The 21,553-nt window shown below is 63.2% G+C and carries 21 protein-coding genes; 13 read left to right on the top strand and 8 right to left on the bottom strand.

The window, feature by feature from the left end:
* The first annotated feature begins 174 nt into the window (after positions 1-174).
* The gene (locus AC1ROX_RS18970) at positions 175-1,803 is read left to right on the top strand and encodes an ABC-F family ATP-binding cassette domain-containing protein (protein ID WP_493127941.1); all 1,629 of its coding nucleotides are present in this window, start codon (positions 175-177) and stop codon (positions 1,801-1,803) included.
* A gap of 66 nt (positions 1,804-1,869) precedes the next feature.
* Here AC1ROX_RS18970 and AC1ROX_RS18965 read toward each other — a convergent pair whose 3' ends face one another.
* The 3 genes from AC1ROX_RS18965 to AC1ROX_RS18955 are packed head-to-tail and all read right to left on the bottom strand — an operon-like array spanning position 1,870 to position 3,419.
* Complete coding sequence (locus AC1ROX_RS18965) at positions 1,870-2,283, bottom strand: type II toxin-antitoxin system VapC family toxin (RefSeq protein WP_493128204.1); 414 nt, start codon at positions 2,281-2,283, stop codon at positions 1,870-1,872.
* On the bottom strand, positions 2,280-2,540 hold the full coding sequence (locus AC1ROX_RS18960) for an antitoxin (RefSeq protein WP_493127939.1): 261 nt from the start codon (positions 2,538-2,540) through the stop codon (positions 2,280-2,282). The genes AC1ROX_RS18965 and AC1ROX_RS18960 overlap by 4 nt, the downstream gene beginning before the upstream one ends.
* 57 nt (positions 2,541-2,597) lie before the next feature.
* Entirely contained in the window at positions 2,598-3,419 is an 822-nt protein-coding gene (locus tag AC1ROX_RS18955) for an AraC family transcriptional regulator (RefSeq protein WP_493127937.1), read from the bottom strand.
* A 141-nt stretch (positions 3,420-3,560) separates the two neighbouring features.
* On the opposite strand from AC1ROX_RS18955, the gene AC1ROX_RS18950 reads away from it, so the two are divergent.
* The 5 genes from AC1ROX_RS18950 to AC1ROX_RS18930 all read left to right on the top strand — a co-directional run bounded on the left by AC1ROX_RS18950 (position 3,561) and on the right by AC1ROX_RS18930 (position 10,015).
* Positions 3,561-4,259: an O-methyltransferase gene (locus AC1ROX_RS18950; protein WP_493127936.1), complete on the top strand. Its 699-nt coding sequence runs from the start codon at positions 3,561-3,563 to the stop codon at positions 4,257-4,259.
* A complete protein-coding gene (locus AC1ROX_RS18945) occupies positions 4,234-4,809 on the top strand; it encodes a DUF4269 domain-containing protein (RefSeq protein WP_493127933.1) in 576 nt (191 codons plus the stop codon). The genes AC1ROX_RS18950 and AC1ROX_RS18945 overlap by 26 nt, the downstream gene beginning before the upstream one ends.
* Before the next feature lie 98 nt (positions 4,810-4,907).
* On the top strand, positions 4,908-5,276 hold the full coding sequence (locus AC1ROX_RS18940; protein ID WP_493128202.1) for a YciI family protein: 369 nt from the start codon (positions 4,908-4,910) through the stop codon (positions 5,274-5,276).
* 130 nt (positions 5,277-5,406) lie between these two features.
* A complete protein-coding gene (locus tag AC1ROX_RS18935) occupies positions 5,407-6,765 on the top strand; it encodes a UDP-glucose dehydrogenase family protein (protein WP_493127932.1) in 1,359 nt (452 codons plus the stop codon).
* A gap of 127 nt (positions 6,766-6,892) precedes the next feature.
* Entirely contained in the window at positions 6,893-10,015 is a 3,123-nt protein-coding gene (locus AC1ROX_RS18930; RefSeq protein ID WP_493127930.1) for a glycosyltransferase, read from the top strand.
* 9 nt (positions 10,016-10,024) lie between these two features.
* Here the strand turns inward: AC1ROX_RS18930 and AC1ROX_RS18925 are convergent, their stop codons facing one another.
* Together AC1ROX_RS18925 and AC1ROX_RS18920 are read right to left on the bottom strand one after the other, a co-directional pair.
* Positions 10,025-11,851, bottom strand: a complete 1,827-nt coding sequence (locus tag AC1ROX_RS18925) for a glycosyltransferase family 2 protein (RefSeq protein ID WP_493127928.1) — start codon at positions 11,849-11,851, stop codon at positions 10,025-10,027.
* Positions 11,851-12,438 (bottom strand): hypothetical protein, encoded by a 588-nt coding sequence (locus AC1ROX_RS18920; RefSeq protein ID WP_493127926.1) that lies wholly within the window; start codon positions 12,436-12,438, stop codon positions 11,851-11,853. Before AC1ROX_RS18920 ends, AC1ROX_RS18925 begins: the two co-directional genes overlap by 1 nt.
* A gap of 205 nt (positions 12,439-12,643) precedes the next feature.
* Here AC1ROX_RS18920 and AC1ROX_RS18915 point away from each other — a divergent pair, with 205 nt between their 5' ends.
* The 3 genes from AC1ROX_RS18915 to AC1ROX_RS18905 all read left to right on the top strand — a co-directional run bounded on the left by AC1ROX_RS18915 (position 12,644) and on the right by AC1ROX_RS18905 (position 16,118).
* Positions 12,644-13,846: a polysaccharide biosynthesis/export family protein gene (locus AC1ROX_RS18915; protein ID WP_493127924.1), complete on the top strand. Its 1,203-nt coding sequence runs from the start codon at positions 12,644-12,646 to the stop codon at positions 13,844-13,846.
* A gap of 91 nt (positions 13,847-13,937) precedes the next feature.
* Complete coding sequence (locus AC1ROX_RS18910; protein ID WP_493128200.1) at positions 13,938-15,158, top strand: NAD-dependent epimerase/dehydratase family protein; 1,221 nt, start codon at positions 13,938-13,940, stop codon at positions 15,156-15,158.
* 30 nt (positions 15,159-15,188) lie between these two features.
* Positions 15,189-16,118, top strand: a complete 930-nt coding sequence (locus AC1ROX_RS18905; protein ID WP_493127922.1) for an NAD-dependent epimerase/dehydratase family protein — start codon at positions 15,189-15,191, stop codon at positions 16,116-16,118.
* A gap of 1 nt (position 16,119) precedes the next feature.
* Here the strand turns inward: AC1ROX_RS18905 and rfbD are convergent, their stop codons facing one another.
* The 3 genes from rfbD to AC1ROX_RS18890 form a co-directional block, all read right to left on the bottom strand.
* Positions 16,120-17,028, bottom strand: coding sequence for a dTDP-4-dehydrorhamnose reductase (rfbD, locus tag AC1ROX_RS18900; protein ID WP_493127920.1), 909 nt, complete (start codon positions 17,026-17,028; stop codon positions 16,120-16,122).
* A 3-nt stretch (positions 17,029-17,031) separates the two neighbouring features.
* The gene (gene rfbC / locus AC1ROX_RS18895; protein WP_493127918.1) at positions 17,032-17,583 is read right to left on the bottom strand and encodes a dTDP-4-dehydrorhamnose 3,5-epimerase; all 552 of its coding nucleotides are present in this window, start codon (positions 17,581-17,583) and stop codon (positions 17,032-17,034) included.
* A 99-nt stretch (positions 17,584-17,682) separates the two neighbouring features.
* Positions 17,683-18,021: a hypothetical protein gene (locus AC1ROX_RS18890; protein ID WP_493127916.1), complete on the bottom strand. Its 339-nt coding sequence runs from the start codon at positions 18,019-18,021 to the stop codon at positions 17,683-17,685.
* Positions 18,022-18,184: 163 nt separating this feature from the next.
* Between AC1ROX_RS18890 and AC1ROX_RS18885 the strand changes: the two genes are divergently transcribed.
* The 4 genes from AC1ROX_RS18885 (at position 18,185) to cysW (ending at position 21,530) form a co-directional block, all read left to right on the top strand.
* Positions 18,185-18,658 (top strand): RrF2 family transcriptional regulator, encoded by a 474-nt coding sequence (locus AC1ROX_RS18885; protein ID WP_493127914.1) that lies wholly within the window; start codon positions 18,185-18,187, stop codon positions 18,656-18,658.
* 136 nt (positions 18,659-18,794) lie between these two features.
* Entirely contained in the window at positions 18,795-19,838 is a 1,044-nt protein-coding gene (locus AC1ROX_RS18880; protein ID WP_493128198.1) for a sulfate ABC transporter substrate-binding protein, read from the top strand.
* Between the two features lie 35 nt (positions 19,839-19,873).
* Complete coding sequence (cysT, locus tag AC1ROX_RS18875; RefSeq protein ID WP_493127912.1) at positions 19,874-20,695, top strand: sulfate ABC transporter permease subunit CysT; 822 nt, start codon at positions 19,874-19,876, stop codon at positions 20,693-20,695.
* Complete coding sequence (gene cysW, locus AC1ROX_RS18870) at positions 20,688-21,530, top strand: sulfate ABC transporter permease subunit CysW (RefSeq protein WP_493127910.1); 843 nt, start codon at positions 20,688-20,690, stop codon at positions 21,528-21,530. Before cysT ends, cysW begins: the two co-directional genes overlap by 8 nt.
* The last annotated feature ends 23 nt before the right edge of the window (positions 21,531-21,553 follow it).

The raw sequence follows: 21,553 nt of genomic DNA, 5'->3' as shown, positions 1-21,553 counted from the left end.
TCTCTCCGTTCGAGCCTTCGCGGGTCGCGACCTGATTATCATCGGAGCCGGCATGGAGGTGGTTAAGCGAGGTAAAATCGCGAGCGATCGGTTGGAGGCAGGGAGACAATCAGCCGCAATATCGTAACCCGGCCGTGCTTGCGTTGATCCCGCTTTACCGCCAGCAACGCCCGCATGATTCGCCTCGACAACATCAGCAAGCAGAACGGCCACCAGATCCTGTTCATCGACGCGTCGATGGGCCTCCAGAAGGGGGAAAAGGCAGGCCTGGTCGGGCCCAACGGCGCCGGCAAGACCACGCTGTTCCGGATGATCTCGGGGCAGGAACAGCCCGATGACGGCCAGGTGACGATCGATCCCGGCATGACCATCGGCTATTTCAGCCAGGACGTCGGTGAAATGTCGGGCATGAGCGCCGTCGCGGCGGTGATGGACGGCGTCGGGCCGGTGAGTGCGCTGGCGGTCGAGATCGCCCAGCTTGAGGCGGCGATGGCCGATCCCGAGCAGGCCGACAACTTGGAGGCGCTCATCGAGCGCTACGGCGAGGTGCAGGGGCGCTTCGAGGAGCTGGACGGCTACGCACTCGATGCGCGGGCGCGCGAGGTGCTGGCCGGGCTTTCGTTCAGCCAGGAGCGGATGGACGGCGATGTCGGGCTGCTCTCCGGCGGCTGGAAAATGCGCGTGGCGCTGGCCCGCATCCTGCTGATGCGGCCCGACGGCATGCTGCTCGACGAGCCCTCCAACCATCTCGATCTCGAAAGCCTGATCTGGCTCGAGGACTTCCTAAAAGATTACGAGGGTGCGCTGCTGATGACCTCGCACGACCGCGAGTTCATGAACCGCATCGTCGGCAAGGTCATCGAGATCGACGGCGGCGCACTCACCACCTATTCGGGCAACTTCGACTTCTACGAGGTTCAGCGGGCACTGGGCGAGAAGCAGCGCCAGGCGCAGTTCGAGCGCCAGCAGGCGATGCTGGCCAAGGAGATGAAGTTCATCGAGCGCTTCAAGGCGCGCGCGTCCCACGCCGCCCAGGTGCAGAGCCGGGTGAAGAAGCTCGACAAGATCGAGAAGGTGGAGCCGCCGCGGCGTCGCCAGTCGATCATGTTCGAGTTCCGCTCACCGCCGCGCTCGGGCGAGGACGTCGTGAGCTTCAAGAACGTCCACAAGGGCTACGGCACGCAGCCGATCTATTCCGGGCTCGATTTCCGCATGCGCCGCAAGGAGCGCTGGTGCGTGCTGGGCGCCAACGGCGCGGGCAAGTCCACGCTGCTGAAGCTGGTGGCCGGCGCGACCGAGCCGGACGATGGCAGCGTGACCCTGGGCGCCAGCGTGAAGATGGGCTACTTCGCGCAGCACTCGATGGACCTGCTGGACGGCGACGACACGATCTTCGAATCGCTGGACGGGTCGTTCCCGCAGGCGGGCACGGGCGCGCTGAAGTCGCTGGCCGGCTGCTTCGGCTTCTCCGGCGACGATGTCGAGAAGCCGTGCCGTGTGCTGTCCGGCGGCGAGAAGGCGCGGCTGGTCATGGCCAAGATGCTGTTCGACCCGCCGAACTTCCTCGTGCTCGACGAGCCGACCAACCATCTCGACATGGCCACCAAGGAAATGCTGGTCGCCGCGCTGGCAGACTTCGAAGGCACGATGTTGTTCGTGTCACATGACCGCCACTTCCTGGCCGCGCTGTCGAACCGGGTGCTGGAAGTCACGCCTGAGGGCGTGCACCAATATGGTGGCGGCTACACGGAATATGTGGCCAAGACAGGCAAGGAGGCGCCAGGTCTCCATCCGGGGCAGTAGAGAGGACATTTCTGCGCCGCGTGCGACTTGCCCAAATTGGCAATAATCGTCGTGCTACGAAATGCGCTACTGCCGGCCCTGCATCCAGTCTTCGACTTCGAGTCCCTCGACGCGCTGGAACTCGGCGAGGTTGTTGGTGACGAGGACCATGCCGCGCGCTCTTGCCTGGCCGGCGATGAGCACGTCATAGGGGCCGATCGGCGTGCCCTGGCGCGCGAGCGAGGCCCTGATCTCGCCGGACGTGCGGGCGTCTTCGCGGTCGAGGTCGAGGATGACGATATCCGCAAAGAGCAGGCGCAGCGTCTCGAGATTGAACTCGATCCTCTGGCTGCGATAGGCGCCGAAGTAAAGCTCGTGCGCGACGATGGAGGAGGTGGTCAGCGTTCCAGGCTCTGCCGCCTGCACGTGACGCAGCAGGGTCTCCGACCGGCGCGTCACGAGCGCAATGATGGCATTGGTGTCGAGCAGCCAGGCCATCAGTCGAATGCTTTATCGAGCTCGCGCCGGTTCTGATCGTCGGGTTGCTGCCGGCCGTCGGCCATGAAGTCCGGGCTGAATCCCCGGTCCACGGCGGCCCGCAAGGAGGCCCACCGTGTCGATGCGCCCCGGCGAGGCCGCAGGATCACGGCGTCGCCCTCCCGCGAAACCTCGACCTCCTCGACGTCGAAGCGGAAGTCCTTCGGCAGGCGGACGGCCTGGGAGTTGCCGGAGCGAAACACCTTGGCGAACTGCGGCATGGGACTCTCGTGTATATACTCCCAAGTATATACGGTGTGGCGTTCCTTTTCGCAAGTTCATCTGCGGGCGCGGGAGTCCTTGTGGCGCTCTGCCATGTAGCGGCCAGGCGACGTGCCGAGCACCTTGCGGAACATGGTCACGAAGCTCGGCACGCTCTCGTAGCCAAGATCCGCCGTGACCTGCTGGATGGACGCCCCGCCGGCGAGCCACTTCACGGCTAGCATGACGCTGAGCTGCTGACGCCATCGACCGAGACTCATGCCGGTCTCCCGGCCGATCAGGCGGAGAAGGGATCGCTCGCTCATGCCGGCGCGCTTCGCCCAGATCGCCAGTGAACCCCGGTCTGAGGGCGCCGCCATCATGGCGTCGATCATCCGGCGCAGACGAGGATCGTTGGGCATGGGCAGGTGGAGATCCTCGATCCGCGCGTTGGCGATCTCGTCGAGCAGCACCGCCATCAAACGCGTGTTCGCGCCGCCTTCTTCATAGAAGAGAGGCAAGGTCGCGGCACGGAGCAGGAGCTCCCGCAGCAGCGGCGTCACGGAGACGGCGGAGCAGGATGCCGGCAGGCCCGCGTCGACGTCGGGGGCGATGAAGGCGTTATAGCCTTCCAGCGGCCCCGTCGCCCTGATGGCATGGAGGACGCCGCCGGGAATCCAGATGGCGCTGCCCGGCGGGACGATCCAGAGGCCGCTTTCGACCTCGCAACTGAGGGCGCCGCGCCGCACCAGCATGAGCTGGCCCTTGGTGTGGCTGTGCGGATCGAGTTCGAAGCCGCCGATATCGACCGAGGCGATACCGTAGGTCACGACCGCACGCGGCACGTCGTCCGGCTCGATCCAGTCGTCGGAGCTAGAGGTGTCGGTGAGGATCGGCATCGGCTCTGCTCAAGTACCGGGTGTTGGCGGGATCGAATAACAATCTGTCCAGACTTCGGAATGACGCCAGACAGGGAGTCTCCTATCGATGCGCGAGGCGCTCGTCGAGGGGCCTGCTCAAGGGCTCGGACAGGAGGATGAATGAATTCGCTCAGCAGCTTACGGGTGTCGCAGACGTTGGAACGACTGCATCGGGAAGCGGACGAAGCAGACCGCGACTTGAAGACGAGAATCATGGCCGAGCTCGAAGCCTCTGGAGAGACGATCGAGGTCGTCGCCGCCCGGATGATGCGGGAGGAACGGGCAGACTACGGGACGATGTATCGGCGCGGTCACGCCGAACACTTTCTCTCCATCTCGCCAGCCTATGGCCGGTACCTCTACGCGATGGTGCGCGCGCGCAAGGCGACCCGGATCGTCGAATTCGGAACGTCCATGGGAATCTCCACCCTCTATCTGGCGACGGCGCTCCGGGACAATGGCGGCGGCCGGCTGATCGGCTCCGAGCTGGCGCCCAACAAGGTGATGCGTGCGCGCGCCCATCTCGAAGAGGCAGGCCTCGCGGATCTCGTGGACATCCGCGAGGGTGATGCGCTCCAGACGCTGCAGGATGTCGGCGGCCCAGTGGATGTCCTCCTGGTCGATGGCGCGTGGTCGCTCTATCTGGCAGTCCTCAAGCTGATCGAGCCGCACCTTGCTGCCGGTGCCATGATCTTCGGCGAGAATGCGTTCGAGAAAGACTACGTGGCTTATGTGCGCGATCCGGCGAACGGCTATCTCTCGCAGCCGCTCGCGATCGACGAAGGGCGTGGCAATGAATTCAGCGTGCGGGTTGGTTGACCCAGGTCGAAGCCCGACGAGGCCCACGACAGCATCGGCTTGGCGGCAAGCCCTCAGCGACAGCGGCGTCCTCGATCTCCTGGCCGGCTTCGATCCGCGGATCGCCGGTACCTTGCCGCTCGGGGTGTCGATTGCGGGCAGCGACATCGACATGGTGGGTCACGCGCCGGAACCCAATGACGTTGCCGATCGCCTGTGGCAATCCCGTGATCGGCTGCCCACGCTGACCTTGCGGCGGTGGATTTCGAAAGGGCGGCCGCTCGTGGCGACATTCAGTCTCGGCGACTGGCCGGTCGAAGTATTCGCCAGCCCGGTCGAGGTCGATCTGCAGGAGGGCTGGCGGCACTTCATTGCCGAGGAGCGGTTGCTGGCGCTGGCCGGCGAGGCGCTTCGCGAACGCGTCCTGAGTTTGCGGCATGCCGGTGCCAGGACCGAGCCGGCCTTTGCGGCGGCGCTCGGGCTGCGTGGAGATCCCTACGTTGCACTTTACCGCCTTTCGCGGGCTCCAGCCGCAGAATTGCGCGAACTGTTGATCTCGGCGGGCTTCTAGCCGGCACAAAAATTCGCAAGGACCTGTCGGTTCCGAAGAGCCCCGTTCGTCGTTCCGTCACAGGGCCGATGAAGTCGGCTTCAACCAGGAGACAGATGATGCGCGTGATGGTGCTCGTGAAGGCGACCGAGAGCAGCGAGAGAGGCTTCGTCCGTTCGGCCGAGACGGCGGCGTTGATGGAAGCCATGGGCAAGTTCAACGACGAGCTTCAGAAGGCCGGCATCCTGCGCGACGGTGACGGGTTGAAGCCGACCTCGGAGGGCAGGCGTATCGCGTTCGATGGTCCGGGCCGCACGGTCGTCGACGGGCCGTTCTCGCCGGCCCGCGAGCAGCTTGCGGGATTCTGGCTCTGGGAAGTCAAGGACATGGACGAGGCGGTCGCCTGGGTGAAGCGCTGCCCCAATCCCATGCCGGGGCCGAGCGAGATCGAGGTCCGGCCGCTGTACGAGATGTCCGACCTGGAATGAGTTCTGCCTCTCCTGCCTGGCCGCCTTTTTGCGTGGCTTGAGAAGTGCGGGCGATCGCCATCATTGACGGTTCGAGGATCGCAACGATAGTACGCTGCCCGATGGGCGTATCCAGGCAGGAGAGTTGGCGATGCGTATTGCGATGATCGGTTCGGGCTATGTCGGACTGGTGTCCGGTGCCTGCTTCGCCCAGTTCGGGCACGACGTCATTTGCGTCGACAAGGATGCCGGCAAGATCGAGCGGCTGCTGAAAGGCGAGATTCCGATCTTCGAGCCCGGTCTCGACAAGCTGGTCGAGGACAATGTGCAGGCCGCCCGCCTGTCGTTCGGCACCGACCTGGCGGCCGCGGTGGGCGATGCCGACGCGGTGTTCATCGCGGTGGGGACGCCGACGCGGCGCGGCGACGGCCATGCCGACCTGTCCTATGTCTATGCCGCGGCGGCCGAGATCGCCCGGGCGATCACCGGCTATACGGTGGTGGTGACCAAGTCGACGGTGCCGGTGGGTACCGGCCGGGAGGTGACGCGCATCATCCGCGAGGCGCGGCCGGCGGCGGAGTTCGACGTCGTGTCGAACCCGGAGTTCCTGCGCGAGGGCGCGGCGATCGAGGACTTCATGAAGCCCGACCGGGTGGTGATCGGGGTGGAGAGCCAGCGGGCGCGCGACGTGATGGCGGGGATCTACCGGCCGCTGAACCTGATCCAGACGCCGATGGTGTTCACCAACGTCGAGACGGCGGAGGTGACGAAGTACGCGGGCAACGCCTTCCTGGCGACCAAGATCACCTTCATCAACGAGATCGCCGACCTGTGCGAGCGGGTCGGTGCCGACGTGCACGACGTGGCGCGGGGGATCGGGCTGGACGGGCGGATCGGGCGGAAGTTCCTGCATCCGGGTCCGGGGTTCGGCGGCTCGTGCTTCCCCAAGGATACGCTGGCGCTGGCCTATACGGCACGCGAGGCCAATGCGCCGCAGACGATCGTCGAGCAGGTGATCGAGGTGAACAACAGCCGCAAGAAGAAGATGGCGCAGAAGGTCATCGATTTCTGCGGCGGCTCGGTGGCGGGGCTGACGATCGGGGTGCTGGGGCTGACCTTCAAGCCCAACACCGACGACATGCGCGATGCACCGTCGCTGGACATCGTGCCGGCGCTGCAGGCGGCGGGCGGGCGGATCGTGGCATTCGATCCGGAAGGCATGACCGAATCGGGTCATCTCTTCAAAGACGTGACCTTTGCCAAGACTGCCTACGAGGCGGTGACGGGCGCCGACGTCCTTGTGGTGATCACCGAATGGCCCGAGTTCCGCGGCCTCGATCCGCGCCGCATCAAGGAGGCGATGCGCCAGCCGCGCATCGTCGACCTGCGCAACATCTTCGATCCCGGCGAAATGCGGTCGCTTGGCTTCGCCTATGAAGGAGTGGGCCGCGGCGGCAACCGAAAACATGAAGAGAGTCCCGAGGCTTCCGCTCGCCAGCCGAACCTCTGACCGGCATCCGACGGGGGTACCTCGACCCGCGACCTTCCCCCTTGACGTAACAGTCGGCGTGCGAGCACAGATGACCCGTGCCCGGCCCAGCCGTCTGTGATCCAACTTGCCTGTCCCCGGAGGTGTGGTGACCCGCGACGCCGATAAAGACGTTAGCTATCGACTTGGCAGCCGCGACGTAGGCAGTGTCGCCATAGAAGAGGTGCTGTGCCAGCCGGCACCGATCGGCGATCTCGAGAAGCTCGTTCCCCGGACCTCCGTGGCATGGTCGCTGACGTTCCCGGGCCTGGAGTCGCTTCCGCGCTTCGACGGCGCTTCACGGCGGCTGCAGATCTGCATCGCCACGGAGGACGTGGTCGGGCCCGTACGCAACGGTGGTATCGGCACGACCTACGCGGCCCTGGCTGAACTCCTGGCCGGCGACCACGATGTGACGATCCTCTATCTGAAGGGCCACGAAGTCGAGAACGAGACCCTGGATCACTGGATCGAGCACTATGACGCCAAGGGGATCAGATTCGTTCCTGTGCCGAACTATGCCCATGTCGACAGGTACTCGGCGGGCAATGATCGCTGGACACATGCATCCTACAATTTGCTGCGCTACCTCATCGCCCATCCCATGGACGTGGTTCACGTCTCGGAGTGGCGGGGCAGCGGCTATCTGAGCCTGCTGGCAAAGCAGCAGGGCCTGGCGCTCAACAAGACCCTCTTCATCGTGAAGGCATCCTCGCCCTATCTGTGGAACAGGCTGTACGGCCTGCAGCCGCTGGAGCGCCTCGACGACATCGCGAAGGTCCACGCCGAGCGGCGCAGCATCGAGCTGGCGGACATGATCATCGGCGGCAGCCTCCATCTCCTGCGCTGGATGCTCAGCCAGGGCTATAACGTTCCAGCGGACAGGACCTATGTTCAGCCGAACGTGGCGACATTCGACCATCTCCTTCCCCTGCAGAGCGCACGCGGGCTGCAGTACGGCACGCGTCATCCGATCGCCGAGATCGTCTTCTTCGGGAGGCTGGAGGCGCGCAAAGGCCTGTTGATCTTCATCCAGGCCATAAACCGACTGCTGCGGGAGAACCGCCCGCTTCCGCAGCGGATAACATTCCTCGGCAAGGCCGGCGCGGCGCTGGCGGAATACAACGGCGAGAATGTCGTCGACTACATCAAGTCGGAGACCGCGAGCTGGCCGGCAACGGTCGAAATCCGTTCCGAGTTTCAGCAGGTCGAAGCGCTGGAATACCTTCTCGGCGGCGATCGCCTGGCGGTGATGCCTTCCATCATCGAGAATTCGTCACTTGCCGTCTATGAAGCGGCGATCTGCAGAATCCCGTTCGTCGCTTCCGACTCCGGCGGGACACCGGAGCTGATCGAGGAGTCGGACTGGCCTCACGTGCTTTGCCCGGCGCATCCGATCTTCCTCTCGGAAAAGCTCGCCGAAGCGATAGAACACGGTGGATACGTCGCAACGCCCAGTTTCGACAATGCCGAGAACCTGGCGCAGTGGCGCCGGTTCCATGGCGACCTCGGTCGCGGCCTCCTGCAGGACTTGCTGGAGCGGCCGAAAAGCGAGCTAGGCGCCCCTGCCGATCGCATTGCCATCTGCATATACCATACCGACGACGACGATTGCCTCACCGCGACGTTGTCATCCCTCAAGCCGCAGCTCGACGCCTTCGAGACACCCGTCGAGATTCTTGTCGCGATCGATACCGACGATGCTTCCGCCGTGCAGCGCGCGATGTCTGCGGTAAACGAAGCTGGCTTGCAGGCGAATATCCTGCCCGCGTTCGATTTTGGCGCGGGAGCGGCCTTCAATCTCCTGGCCGCCGAAAGCCGGGGCGACTACCTGTTCTTCCTCTGGTCGGGCACCGCCCTGAGGCGGGAAGCTCTTTCGATTTTTGCCAGGGTCGCCCAGACCAGCCGCAGCGACCTGCTGACATGCCTGTTCCGCGTAGTATTCCCGTCGCCGGTGGTAGGCCGCAACTATCTCAGCGCCGAATTGCTCGGCGATCCGGCCCAGGCGTTCTTCCACACCGATATCACGCCGATGCCGATCTTCGTCAGACGGCGGGCTTTCGACGCTCTCGGGGGCTTTACGGCAGATTACGGTATCCTCGCACACGACCATGAACTCGTTGCGAAGGCGCAGCTCATGGGCCTGAACTGCCAAACCGTCCTGCAGGAGCTCTGCAGCGTGGATGGATGGGATGGCGATCGCTTGCGTAAGAGGAGATACAGCCGCTCTGCGTCCGAATTTCGCTCGGCCAGGCCGCAGCTCGCCGCAGCTCCCCTGGCGTTGCGTGAAACACTCCTCATGGCCAAGGGCCTGCAGAGAGCGCTGGGGCGCCGCGGCCGACTGGGCGGGTCGTCCATCATTCGACGAGGGCCGCTTCGGGGTGAGGGCCGCATCGCGAGTCTCCTTGGTGTCGTCGCCGTCCCGCTGCGCCAGCTTGGCTGGTTGCCTGACGCCTCGCGACCGCGTCGGCGCCGCCGCACAGCAGGGGCCCTGCAGCCGATCAAGAGACACGTACGGTCCGATGAGGAGACCGGATCGGCGCCTGCGAACGGGACCGGCTTTCATTGGCAAGCCAGCGACGGGCGTCGTTATGTCGGCAGGGTATTCGGGATTCACAACGGCGTGATTCATGGTTGGATGAAGGATCTCGACCATCCCGGGCGCGCGGTGGAAATCGAGGGCGTCATTGATCATCGCCGTTCGAGGATGGTGGTTGCGGACATCGTCTCGCCGGCGATCGCCTCCGCCGGCAGCGACGCGCGAGGCTGCGGTTTCGCGTTCAAGATCTGGCGCGGCCCCTTCGGCTTCACAGGAGACTGGCGGACGAGGGATCTTACGCTCTCCGTCAAAGGTACGGATATCGTGCTTGGGGAGTTCTTCATTCCCGCAGATGCAGCGGCGCTCGAGCAAACCGGGCATGAGGGCTATTGCGACATTGTCGATTCCAGGATTCGCGGATGGGTATGGCAGCCGGACCATCCGGAGCATTCGGTGGAGGTGGCGGCGTTCGTGGATGGAAAATTCCTCGCGCGCGTGGTCGCGAATATGGTGCGCAATGATCTGCAGACGCTCAATATCGGCACGGGCGCCTATGGTTTCCAGATTGCGCTGCCGCGCGCCCTGAGGCAGGGGCAAGCTCATCGCGTCGATGTCGTCGTCGCCGACACCGGCGTGTTCCTGAAGCAGGGACGCCTTCTTCTGAAGGGAAACGACCTCACCGAGGCGGGATGATCGCGTCTCTCAGAGATCGCCAAGCTCGACATGCTGAGCGTAGCGAGCCAGCATCTCGGCATCGAAGCGGCCGCGATAGGACTTGAAGACGAGGGCACGCGCGCTGGCGACATCCAGCTTTATCGACTGGTTGTCGGCCCGTGCCGTGTCGCGACGATATCTGACGGCCGGCCATTGCAGAGCGCCTATTCCCAGGCCGAGACCGTACGCCTTAGCGAGGCTCACCCAATCGAAGCTCGGATATTCGCAGCCGATGTCGTGGAAGCCGCCATGGGCGGCAAAGGCCTGCCGCCGCACCGCCATCGCGGTATCGCCGAAGAAATTGTAGAACAGGCCTGCCGAACGAGCATCGCCCAGGAAGAGGAGGCGGCCGGCACTCGCCGTCGCGTCGTCGCCGTCGAACACATCGAGGTTGGTGACCACGATATCGTGAACGCTCGTCGCAACCGCCAGGCGCTTCAGCCCGTCAGGAACATAGAAATTGTCGTCATCGAGGAAGGCCACCACGTCGCCTACCGCCGCGGCGAGCCCCTGGTTGTAAGCGGCCGATCGTGTCGCTTGTGCCGGCAACTCCAGGACCTTGAGCCGGCGCCGCTGGCCCGCGACGGCTTCGATCCTGCCCTTCATCCCGCTCATGGGGGTCGCATTGTCGATGACGATGATCTCGACATCGCGTCCATCGATGGTGTCGGGGATGCTCGAGAGCGCGCGCTTGAGCAGCGTAAGCCGGTCATGGTGGAGGACGCACACCGAGACACTCGGCGAGGATGTCTGCCGAATGCGGATTGGCTGATCGAGAAGACCCTCCAGCAATCCATTCCAGTCGATCTCGGTTTCCGAAGGCGGATCCCGTCCGGCGTCGTTCAACGCAGAAGAGAGTGCCGCTTCGAGACGGGAGGGGAGATCGCGGTCGGACATAGGTTGCGCCAGGTGGGTGACATGACGGGGACAACTGGCCCGAATGTCTTCCAGCTCGTCGCCGTGGGGTGAAATACCCACGGCAAGCCGGCCCGCCTGTCCCGCAAAAGCGACGGCAGCCTGCCGATTCGATTCGGCGACGATTCGAAAACGGAAGGTCCATCGGGCAGCTCTCTGCCCCAGCCACTCCTTGCTGAGGCCGTACCGCGAATCGCTGATCGGTCCGAGGAAAGTGATCAGACGCCGGCCCAGCAATCCGCGTTTCTCCAGTCGCTCCACGGCTTCGATGAACTCTGCCGCGCCGCTCGACCGCTGAAAGGTCCCGACAAAGACGATCTCATCGACGTCCGTCGTAAGCCTTGGCTGGGACGGGCGGGTGACGCGGCGGCAGGAAACGTGCGGAAGCCGATTGAGGTCTTCCCCCAGGGAGAGGGGCAGGCTGGACTCGTCGTGGACGATGAGGGCGTCAGCCAGGGACAGACACTGGCGCTCCATGGCGTCGGCGATCACCGGCGAGAGATCGGTGACCGGGGCATCTGCGCCGATGAGCCTGTCGCGCGACGGCACATTGGACCACAGCGCAAAGCGCGTGTCGGCGAAAGCCTCGCCGCAGGCCCTCGCCATGAGCGAGGCCTGGGCGATCCCTCCCTGCAGGGGCGCGACGACAAGGTCGGGAGGAGTCTCGGCCAGCTGCATCGCAATCCGGTAGCTTGCCAGCATGTGTCGTGTCGCGATGGCCCGGTTCTGTGCGGTGAGGAGCGGGGGAAAAGCGCCCGAACCGATCTGTGAAGCGTCGATTGCCATCACGTCGTGGCCGCTGCGGGAGAGGCTGCGCGCCGCTTCCCGGAAGGCATGGATCGGCCCCTGCCAACCATCCGTCTGCAGGGCATCGATCAGTGCAATGCGACGTCTCATCATCAGTGGAGGTTGATCGCCGTCCCGGTAGAGGCATCGACGATGGCCAGATCCGGCGAAGCGTCGACGGGAGGCAGGCTGAAACCATGGAGCCCGTCGCCTCCCTCCACGAGGCTGTCCTCGCGAAACAGGGTTGCCGTCTGGGTGACGAGGATGCGCCCATTTGCACAAAGGAGCAGCCGCCGCCTCTGCTCGAGGTCCTGGCGGTTCACTGTCCAACCGGTCAGTCCCGCGGTGGCGGGGCGTCGGTCGAGGCGAAGGACGAGGGGCCCCTTCCTGTAGGTGGTGCCCTTGATGCGCGCGGTCCGGAACGAGAAGCGCCCCAACTCGCGCAGGGGCCGGCCGCACAGGAAACGGACGCGGGCTGCCGGATCGAAGTATTTCGCGGGGACGGCAAAGCCGCAGTACCCGTCTCCAATGCCCTGCTTGTGCACATCGGCCCGATAGCGATCGGCAACAACCTGTCGTCGTTCCGTTCCGCGCGCCGCTTCGACATGGACCACGACGCAACGGCCGGGAGCCTCCAGATCGATCGCCCACCCGCGGATGTGGCCTCGCGAGAGCCCGTCTACGTAACCGATATGACCCATGCGCCGTCGGCCCGATCTGAGAGGAGGCGGAATTTTACGAGATAGGCGTCAACTTTGGGGCGCTCCCGTGCACCGTTCAACGATTTAATTCACAATAGTCACGGCCGCGCCCTGCCTTGCGTCTGGAAATTTATGATACGGTTGCTGCACACCTGTTCCCGTCTCAAGCTAGGGGACCTGTTCCTTTTACGGATTTCGGCAGGAAATGACGCTATTTTCGCGGATATTGTTATGTTCCTTCCTCCTCAGCCTGACGGCTTGCGATGCCCTCCCGGGGGTGGCGCCGACGGCCACTCAGCTGATCCGATCAAAGGACGAAAACTGGGACGTGTACGTGGTGAAAGTCACGTCTCTGGTGAGCCGGACCCTGGCAAGCTATCGGGCGGAGAGTTTCCCGGCCGCCTATCGAGTGCACAAATACACTCCCAGCGTTGCACTTAAGCCGGGAGATCTCATCGGCATCACTGTCTATGAGACGCCGGGTTCCACTCTGTTCCAGGGCACCGTTCCCGCGTTGATGACCGGAACGCCGGGGCTGGCGGCGCCGCAACCCTCCACGATTCCGCTGCAGTTGGTCGAATCCGACGGAAAGGTGACCATACCCTTTGTCGGACGCGTGACCGTGGCCGGGCGCACGCCATCGCAGGCCGCTGCCATTATCCAGGAGGGGCTGGCTGGCCAGACGGTGCGTCCACAGGTCGTCGTGTCGCTGGTGGGCAACGCGAGCAACACCATTTCGGTGGGCGGCGAAGTCAACAGGTCCGGCCTCATGCCGTTGACCTTGCGCGGCGAGAAGCTGCTCGACGCGGTTGCCTGGGCCGGTGGGCCAAAGCAGACCGCGATCCAGATGGATCTCCGCCTGATGCGGGGGCAGCAGACCTTCTCGGTACCGCTTACGCAAATAATGTCGAACTCGGAAGACAATATTGTCGCTCAGCCCAACGACAATATTTCGCTGGTTTTCAATCCCAAGACTTTCCTCGTCATGGGCGCGACGATGAAGGTGAACCAGTATCCGTTCGACGTCGAGTCGATTACGTTGGCCGAAGCCATTGCGCGTGCGGGCGGCGGAATCGAGACGACGACGAATCTCGCGGCTGTCTACCTCTTTCGGTACGAGCCTGCTCCTCTTGCGCGGAAGGTGCTCACGGTCGACCATCAAGCCGTCGATACGCGGTACGTGTCCTCGCGCGTGGACACGCTGGACGGGGCAGGCAGCACCCCATTCATCTACAGGGTCGATCTGACCCAGGCAGACGGCTATTTCTTCGCCCAGCAAGTACAACTGCGCAACAAGGACATCGTCGTGCTGGCGACGGCGGAGGCCGCGCAGTTCCTGAAGCTCATGCAGGTGATCCGTGCAGTCTCCGGTACGTACTACGATCTGACGAGGAGCTCGAACTACTGAGGCCCGTCGCCTCCTTGACGCCATTGTCTGGGAGGAACTTGTGGCGGCGTCTTAAGCCGGGTAAGGATTGTCCCCATGTTGGAACTGCATGATGGCTGAAGGCACGGTCGTTGTCTTCGGAGGCGATGGGTTCTGCGGTTGGCCGACCAGCCTGCATTTGAGCCGCGCTGGTTACGACGTTGTTATTGTTGATAATTTTTCGAGGCGGCGCATAGAGGCGGAGCTTTCGGCCAGTTCGCTGACTCCCATCCGCTCCCTGGAAGAGCGGCTGGAAACCTGGAAATCCCTGACCGGTCGCACGATCCGGTTTCGCGAATTCGACGTCGCCGCCGATTTCGACGCGATCCTCGATGTCCTGCGTGAATTTCGCCCGCTTGCCTGCGTTCACTTTGCCGAGCAGCGCGCGGCGCCCTATTCGATGAAGTCGGCCGCCTGCAAACGCTACACGGTCAACAACAACCTCAACGCGACCAACAATATCCTCGCTGCGATCGTCGAGGTCGATCGCAACATTCAATGCGTGCACCTCGGCACGATGGGCGTCTACGGTTACGGCGCGCTGGGGGCGGTGGTTCCGGAAGGGTATTTCAACATCAAGGTTCCGCTTCAGGACGGAACCTATGTCGATCGTGAAATCCTGTACCCGCCGGATCCCGGCAGCATCTATCACATGACCAAGACGCAGGACGCTCTCTTCTTTCAGTTCTATGCGAAGAACGACAGGCTGAAGATCACCGACCTGCATCAAGGCATCGTCTGGGGAACGCAAACGCCGGAGACGGTGCTCGACGAGAGGCTCATCAACAGGTTCGACTACGACGGCGACTACGGGACGGTGCTCAACCGCTTCCTGATGCAGGCGGCCGTGGGTTATCCGCTGAGCGTCCACGGGACGGGCGGGCAGACGAGGGCCTTCATCCATATTCGCGATACGGTGAACTGCGTGCGGCGGGCTATCGAATTGCCGCCGGCGGCCGGCGATCGCGTTCGCATCATCAACCAGATGACCGAGACACATCGCATTCGCGACCTCGCTGTGCTGGTGCAAAGGCTCACCGGCGCCGCGATCGAGAATATTCCCAATCCACGCAACGAGCTCGAGGAAAACGAGCTCGAAGTCGCGAACCCGAACTTCCAGGCCCTTGGAGTGTCTTCGACGACTTTGGAGCGGGGCTTGCTCGAGGAGATCACGGCAGTTGCCCGGCTCTACCGGGATCGTGTCGATTTCTCGAAGATCCCTTGCGCATCGTACTGGACGCCGGAGCGGGCGCGGGTCGCCCGCGAGCACTTCGACAAGATGGCCGCGGCATAACAGCCTCGATTCAGCGCAGCGGTTCAACTCGTGACCAGACAGAAGATCCTGATTACCGGCGGGCGCGGCTTCATCGGAACCAATCTGATTCACCGGATTCGCGGCAGGACGCCTGCAGCGGAGCTCGTCCTATTGGACAATGGATCGATGGCACTGCCCGATCGCGTGGCTGACGGGAGTGTCGTCGATCTGGACGGCGATGTCCGCGATCTCGCTGCCGTGAGGCAGGCGGCCAGCGGCTGCACCGCGATCGTTCATCTCGCGGGCCATACGCGTGTGATCGAATCGATTGAGGATCCGCAGCTCAATTTTGAGGTGAATGTACGGGGGACGCTGAATGTGCTGATGGCGGCGCGCGATGCCGGCGTGCCCCATGTCGTCATGGCGTCGACGGGCGGCGCACTGTTCGGAGCCGAGACGGCGCCCACTCACGAAGGGTTGGTGCCCGAGCCTTTGTCACCCTACGGCGCATCCAAGCTTGCGATGGAAGGATACGCCCACGCCTTTGCAAGCTCCTATGGGTTCCGAACGACGGCACTGCGTTTTTCCAATGTCTACGGACCTCACTCGGGGCTCAAAGGCAGTGCGGTCGCGCATTTCTTCCGTCAAATTCTGACGCGCCAGCCGGTCACGGTGTACGGCGACGGCAGTCAGGCCCGCGACTTCGTCTTCGTCGAAGATTTGTGCGACGGCATTCTCCAGGTACTGGAGGCGTCGGCGTCGGGTGTGTTCCATCTGGGCTCGGGCAAGCCCACGTCGATTGCCGAACTTCTCGAGAGCATGCGTCGTGTGGTCGGCCCCGAGTGGCCGTTCGAGGTTCGCTACGCGCCCTGGCGCACCGGTGAAGTCGTGCGGACCTATAGCGACATCGGAAAGGCGGCACGCACCTTCGCCTATCAACCCAAGGTCACGCTCGATATCGGATTGCCGCGGACCTGGCGCTGGTTCCTGGATCAGTAGTCTACCGCGCTGCGGCTGCGGCTGCGGCTGCGGTCTCGTCGATGGCGGTCTTGAGTCCGGCGGTCCAGTGAGGCGCCGGGCTTCCCAGGATCTGGGACAGTTTTGTCAGATCAAGACGGGAATTGAGGGGGCGCGGCGCTTTCATCGGATAATCGCTGGTCGCAATCGGCTCGATCCGGACAGCCTTCAACTCAATGCCTTCGGATCGCAGCCCGCCGACGATGGCAGTGGCAAAGCCATGCCAGCTGGTGCTGCCCGAGGCCGTCAGGTGGATGAGGCCGCCCGTCCTGGCGACGACATCGGAGAGGCCGCGAGGGTCGCCAAACAGGGCCGCTACGGTATCGGCAATGATGGCGGCTGATGTCGGAGCGCCGAATTGATCGGCGACGATGCGCAACTCTTCGCGTTCCTTGGCCAAGCGCATGATCGTGCGGAAGAAGTTGGCGCCGGTCGGCGCATAGACCCATGACGTCCTGGCAATCAGATGCGGACCGCCGACATCCCGGATGGCTATTTCGCCGGCAAGCTTGCTGGCGCCGTAAACGGAAAGCGGGGAGGGAGTATCGGTCTCCTTCCAGGGAGTCGTCCCGCTGCCGTCGAAAACATAGTCGGTAGAAAAATGGATAAGGGGGACCTTCTTGTCGGCCGCCCAACGGGCAATGGCGAGCGGAGCGGCTTCGTTCACCAGAAAGGCGGTCTCGCGATCGTCTTCGGCCTTGTCGACCGCGGTATAAGCCGCGGGATTGACGATGATGTCGGGTGCCAGTTCATCCAGTCGACCGACAATCTCGCGAGGCTTGGTCAAGTCGATCAGAGTGCGATCGGCTGCGATGATCGAGCCGAAAGGCGACAGACGAGGAATCAGCGCCGATCCGACTTGTCCTGTGACGCCCGTGATGAGAATCCGCACTGTCTAACCTTCGTATTCAGGAAGCCGATCGATCTGGGACAGCGGAAGGGCGGCGGCGTCCTTCTCGGAGATCTTGGGATCCGAGATCTGCCAGTCGATGCCGAGTTCCGGGTCGCACCAGCGTACCGTGATCTCGTCCTTCGGGCTGTACAGGTCGTCGCACTTGTAGAAGAAGTCCGCACTTTCGGAGAGGACGACAAATCCGTGGGCAAACCCCCTCGGAATGAACATCTGACGGCCGTTCTCCTCGCTGAGTTCGATCGTGAAGGATTTTCCGAAGGTCGGGCTGCCGCGCCGTACATCGACGGCAACATCCAACACCTTGCCGCGAAGAACGCTGACAAGCTTGCCTTGGGAATTGGGATGCTGGAGGTGCAATCCGCGCAGCACCCCATATGCCGACCGCGACAGGTTGTCTTGAATGAAGGGTCTGAGAACTCCCAAAGCGGCATAACGTTCCGCCTGGAATGTCTCGACAAAAAAACCACGTGAATCGCCGAACCGGCGGGGCTCGAAAACAATTACTCCTGAGAGTGGCGTTTCAAATGTCTTCATGCCCGCAAACTTCGTGGATATGGAATTTGTTTATATGAATGATCGTGACCTGTAGGCAAGGTCCGACCTCGGCGCGCGGGCCCCAGGGGCCTCGAAATCTCAGCCTTCCTGAGTCGGATTCGGACCCAGTTGCTCACGGATATGGTCGGAGCGTGCAAGCGCTTTCCTCATCAGGCGGTCGACGAAAGCTTTGCCGGAGCTGTGAAGACGTCCGCGATCGTCTTCGCGCAGGATGCTCGAGTTCGACTCCTGCCCATATCTCCGCTCCCAGCGCTCGATTGCCAGGCGGGCGAGTTTCCGGGCCTCGTCGTGTCCTGTTTCCAGCATGTCGCGCGTAAGCAGGATTTCGAGAATGAAGTCGTGTGCCATCGCCATCGATAGAGCAGCCGTGTTTGCATCGATGCCGCGAATGCGCTCATCTTTCTCAAGCTCGAACATATGCGTCTCCCCAATCGCTGGCGCGTTGAGACGATAGCGATAGTCCCGCGCAAGGGGAAGGCGGCGATCCGGACCGGGTACGGATGTACTTCGTCCCCAACCTAGTATGTGCCAAAGTTATCTTTGAAAGGATTCAGCCGACTCTACCGGCATTGGGTTTGAAATGATCTCGCAAAGGGCAAGGTATGCGCTGAGAGCCCTCATCGCGCTGGCTCAAACGGATCCCGATCAAGCAGTGCTGACGTCGGATCTCTCGACATCCTGCTCGATCCCCAAGAAGTTCCTGGAACAGATATTGCTGGACCTCAAGCGTCACGAACTGGTGCGGAGCAAGCGCGGTAAGCTTGGCGGTTATCAACTCAACAAGCTACCGTCGCAGATCATGTTCGGGGAGGTGTTGCGGATCGTCGATGGGCCGATTGCCCTGTTGCCTTGCCTTTCGAACATTGCTTACCGCCGATGCAAGGATTGTTCGGACGAGACCAACTGTGAAATTCGGCGTGTGTTTGCGCAAGTCGCGAAGTCGAGCCGGGATATTCTTGATAACACGAGTCTTTCCGACGCCATGAGTGAGGTCCGGCCGGGAAAGAAATCGACGCCGAAGAAGATGAGCTCCCGCGTTGCTTACCCGCTGTAGTGCTGATCGTGTCCACAGGCTCACGATCGATCGAGGGCGAAGTGTTGACAATCTCTACCATTCTAGTCGACAAACCAATTAGGCATTTGTAGCCTGCTTTGGTCCAGCTGTTAGACTGACTGTAGGAGGCACGATGATGAGTTTGCACCGTCGTTCGTTTCTCGTCGCAGGCGCCGCTCTCGGCGCGTCGACTGTCTCCTGGCAAGCGAAGAGCCAGACGCCGGCTGCGGTCGTGCTGACCAACGTCTCCTATGATCCGACGCGCGAGCTCTATCGCGTCGTGAATGACGCCTTCGCCAACGAATGGCAGCGCAGCGCCGGACAGAAGGTGACGATCCGCACTTCTCATGGCGGATCCGGCCGGCAGGCCCGTTCGGTGATCGATGGTCTCGAAGCCGATGTCGTGACCTTGGCGCTGGCCGGCGACATCGATGCGATCGCCCGCGAGTCCAAGCGCCTGCCGGAGAACTGGCAGTCGCGCCTGCCCAACAATTCATGCCCCTATACGTCGACGATCGTGTTCGTCGTTCGCAAGGGCAATCCCAAGGGCATCAAGGAATGGCAGGATCTTGCCAAGTCCGGCGTGTCGGTCGTCACGCCCAACCCCAAGACCTCGGGTGGTGCGCGCTGGAACTATCTCGCGGCATGGGCCGACGAACTCGAACGCACGAAGGGTGACCAGGCCGCCGCCCGCAAACTCGTGGAAGAGATCTTCAAGAACGTCCCGGTGCTCGACTCCGGCGCGCGCGGCTCGACGACGACCTTCGCCCAGCGTGCCGTCGGCGACGTGCTGATCTCCTGGGAGAACGAGGCTTTCCTGGTTCTGCAGGAGTTCGGTGCCGACAAGTTCGACATCGTGGTGCCGTCCCTGTCGATCCTGGCGGAGCCGCCGGTCGCCGTCGTCGATGCCGTGGTCGACAAGCGCGGCACGCGGAAGGCGGCGGAGGCCTACCTCAACTTCCTCTATTCGCCGGCCGGCCAGAAGATCATCGCCAAGAACTTCTATCGGCCGTTCAAGCCGGAGGACGCCGATCCGGCCGATCTGGCGCGGTTCCCGAAGATCAAGCTGGTCACGATCGACCAAGTCTTCGGCGGCTGGAAGAAGGCCCAGGCCGAGCATTTTGCCGACGGCGCCATCTTCGATCAGATCTACAAGCCGGCGGGCAAGGCTCCTCGGTGACGGTTGCTCCCGTGACGGGCCGGCGGTTCACCTTCATGAAACCGAGCGCCCTGCCTGGCTTCGGTATCACGCTGGGATTCGCCACCACTTACCTGTCCCTGATCGTCCTGCTGCCGCTGATCGTGCTGGTATGGCGGGCGAGCGCGCTCGGGCTCGGCGGCATCTGGCAGGTCGCGACCACGCCGCGCGTGATGGCGGCGCTCGAAGTGAGCTTCATAACCTCCGCACTGGCGGCCCTGCTCAACGCCTTCTTCGGCACGCTCGTCGCCTGGGTGCTCGTTCGGTACGACTTCCCGGGCCGGCGGCTGCTCGATGCCGCCGTGGACCTGCCGTTTGCGCTTCCGACCGCGGTGGCAGGCATCGCCCTGGCGGCACTCTATGCGCCCAACGGATGGATTGGCGCGCTTTTTGCGCCATGGGGCATCAAGATCGCGTTTACACCCGTGGGTATCTTCATCGCTCTCGTCTTCATCGGTTTGCCGTTTGTCGTCCGCACGGTGCAGCCCGTGTTGCAGGATTTCGAGCACGAGGTCGAGGAAGCCTCGGCAACCCTCGGCGCAACCCGGATGCAGACCGTCTTTCGCGTCGTGCTGCCGGCCCTCGTGCCGGCGCTGGTGACGGGCGTGGCCCTGGCTTTTGCGCGCGCGGTCGGAGAGTACGGTTCGGTGATCTTCATCGCCGGCAATATTCCCTTCGTCTCGGAGATCGCGCCGCTGCTCATCGTGACCCGTCTCGAAGAGTTCGACTATGCCGGCGCGTCGGCGATTGCCGTCGTGATGCTGGCGATCTCGTTCGTCGCGCTGCTGATCATCAACTCCGTCCAGGCCTTGAGCCGCCGGAGGTACGAAGGTGCGTGAGACGGCGCTGAGCGAGAGCCGGCCATTGCAATGGCTGCTGATTGCCGTGGCTCTGGCGTTCCTGGGACTGTTCCTGGTCCTGCCGCTGGTGGCCGTGTTCATCGAAGCGCTGCACCGGGGCATCGAGCCGTTCCTCGCCACCTATGCCGATCCGGATACGCTCTCGGCGGTCTACCTGACGCTCATCGTCGCTTCCATCACGGTGCCGCTCAACCTGGTGTTCGGCCTGGCCGCGGCCTGGGCGATCGCCAAGTTCGAGTTCCGCGGCAAGAGCCTCCTGATCAGCCTGATCGACCTGCCGTTCTCCGTCTCGCCCGTCGTGTCGGGATTGACCTTCGTGCTGCTGTTCGGCGCGCAGGGTGTCTTCGGCAAGGTGCTCGACTCCTGGGATATCAAGATCATCTTCGCCGTCCCGGGCATCGTGCTTGCCACGATCTTCGTCACCTTTCCCTTCATCGCCCGCGAGCTCATCCCGCTGATGCAGGAGCAGGGCACGGCGGAGGAGGAGGCCGCGCTCACGCTCGGTGCGTCGGGGCTGCGGACGTTCATGACCGTCACCCTGCCCAACGTCCGCTGGGCGCTGCTGTATGGCGTCCTGCTTTGCAACGCGCGCGCCATGGGTGAATTCGGCGCCGTGTCGGTCGTATCCGGCCACATAAGAGGCCTCACCAACACCATGCCGCTCCAGGTCGAGATCCTCTACAACGAGTATAACTTCGTCGGTGCGTTCGCGGTCTCGGCCCTTCTGGCCGGACTGGCCCTTGTCACCCTTGCTGCAAAGTCGATCCTCGAATGGCGACACGCAGAAGGCCTCTCAACTTCGCGACGTCACTGATATGGCAAACACCACGGTCGATT

It is taken from the genome of Reyranella sp. GW821-FHT14A01 (assembly GCF_058803965.1).
This window is presented reverse-complemented; position numbering and strand designations above follow the sequence as displayed.

Coding starts and splice junctions, on each gene's coding strand:
- AC1ROX_RS18970 (WP_493127941.1), top strand. CDS start 175: ATGATTCGCCTCGACAACATCAGCAAGCAGAACGGCCACCAGATCCTG.
- AC1ROX_RS18960 (WP_493127939.1), bottom strand. CDS start 2,540: ATGCCGCAGTTCGCCAAGGTGTTTCGCTCCGGCAACTCCCAGGCCGTC.
- AC1ROX_RS18955 (WP_493127937.1), bottom strand. CDS start 3,419: ATGCCGATCCTCACCGACACCTCTAGCTCCGACGACTGGATCGAGCCG.
- AC1ROX_RS18950 (WP_493127936.1), top strand. CDS start 3,561: ATGAATTCGCTCAGCAGCTTACGGGTGTCGCAGACGTTGGAACGACTG.
- AC1ROX_RS18945 (WP_493127933.1), top strand. CDS start 4,234: ATGAATTCAGCGTGCGGGTTGGTTGACCCAGGTCGAAGCCCGACGAGG.
- AC1ROX_RS18940 (WP_493128202.1), top strand. CDS start 4,908: ATGCGCGTGATGGTGCTCGTGAAGGCGACCGAGAGCAGCGAGAGAGGC.
- AC1ROX_RS18935 (WP_493127932.1), top strand. CDS start 5,407: ATGCGTATTGCGATGATCGGTTCGGGCTATGTCGGACTGGTGTCCGGT.
- AC1ROX_RS18925 (WP_493127928.1), bottom strand. CDS start 11,851: ATGATGAGACGTCGCATTGCACTGATCGATGCCCTGCAGACGGATGGT.
- AC1ROX_RS18920 (WP_493127926.1), bottom strand. CDS start 12,438: ATGGGTCATATCGGTTACGTAGACGGGCTCTCGCGAGGCCACATCCGC.
- AC1ROX_RS18915 (WP_493127924.1), top strand. CDS start 12,644: ATGACGCTATTTTCGCGGATATTGTTATGTTCCTTCCTCCTCAGCCTG.
- AC1ROX_RS18910 (WP_493128200.1), top strand. CDS start 13,938: ATGGCTGAAGGCACGGTCGTTGTCTTCGGAGGCGATGGGTTCTGCGGT.
- rfbC (WP_493127918.1), bottom strand. CDS start 17,583: ATGAAGACATTTGAAACGCCACTCTCAGGAGTAATTGTTTTCGAGCCC.
- AC1ROX_RS18890 (WP_493127916.1), bottom strand. CDS start 18,021: ATGTTCGAGCTTGAGAAAGATGAGCGCATTCGCGGCATCGATGCAAAC.
- AC1ROX_RS18885 (WP_493127914.1), top strand. CDS start 18,185: ATGATCTCGCAAAGGGCAAGGTATGCGCTGAGAGCCCTCATCGCGCTG.
- AC1ROX_RS18880 (WP_493128198.1), top strand. CDS start 18,795: ATGAGTTTGCACCGTCGTTCGTTTCTCGTCGCAGGCGCCGCTCTCGGC.
- cysT (WP_493127912.1), top strand. CDS start 19,874: ATGAAACCGAGCGCCCTGCCTGGCTTCGGTATCACGCTGGGATTCGCC.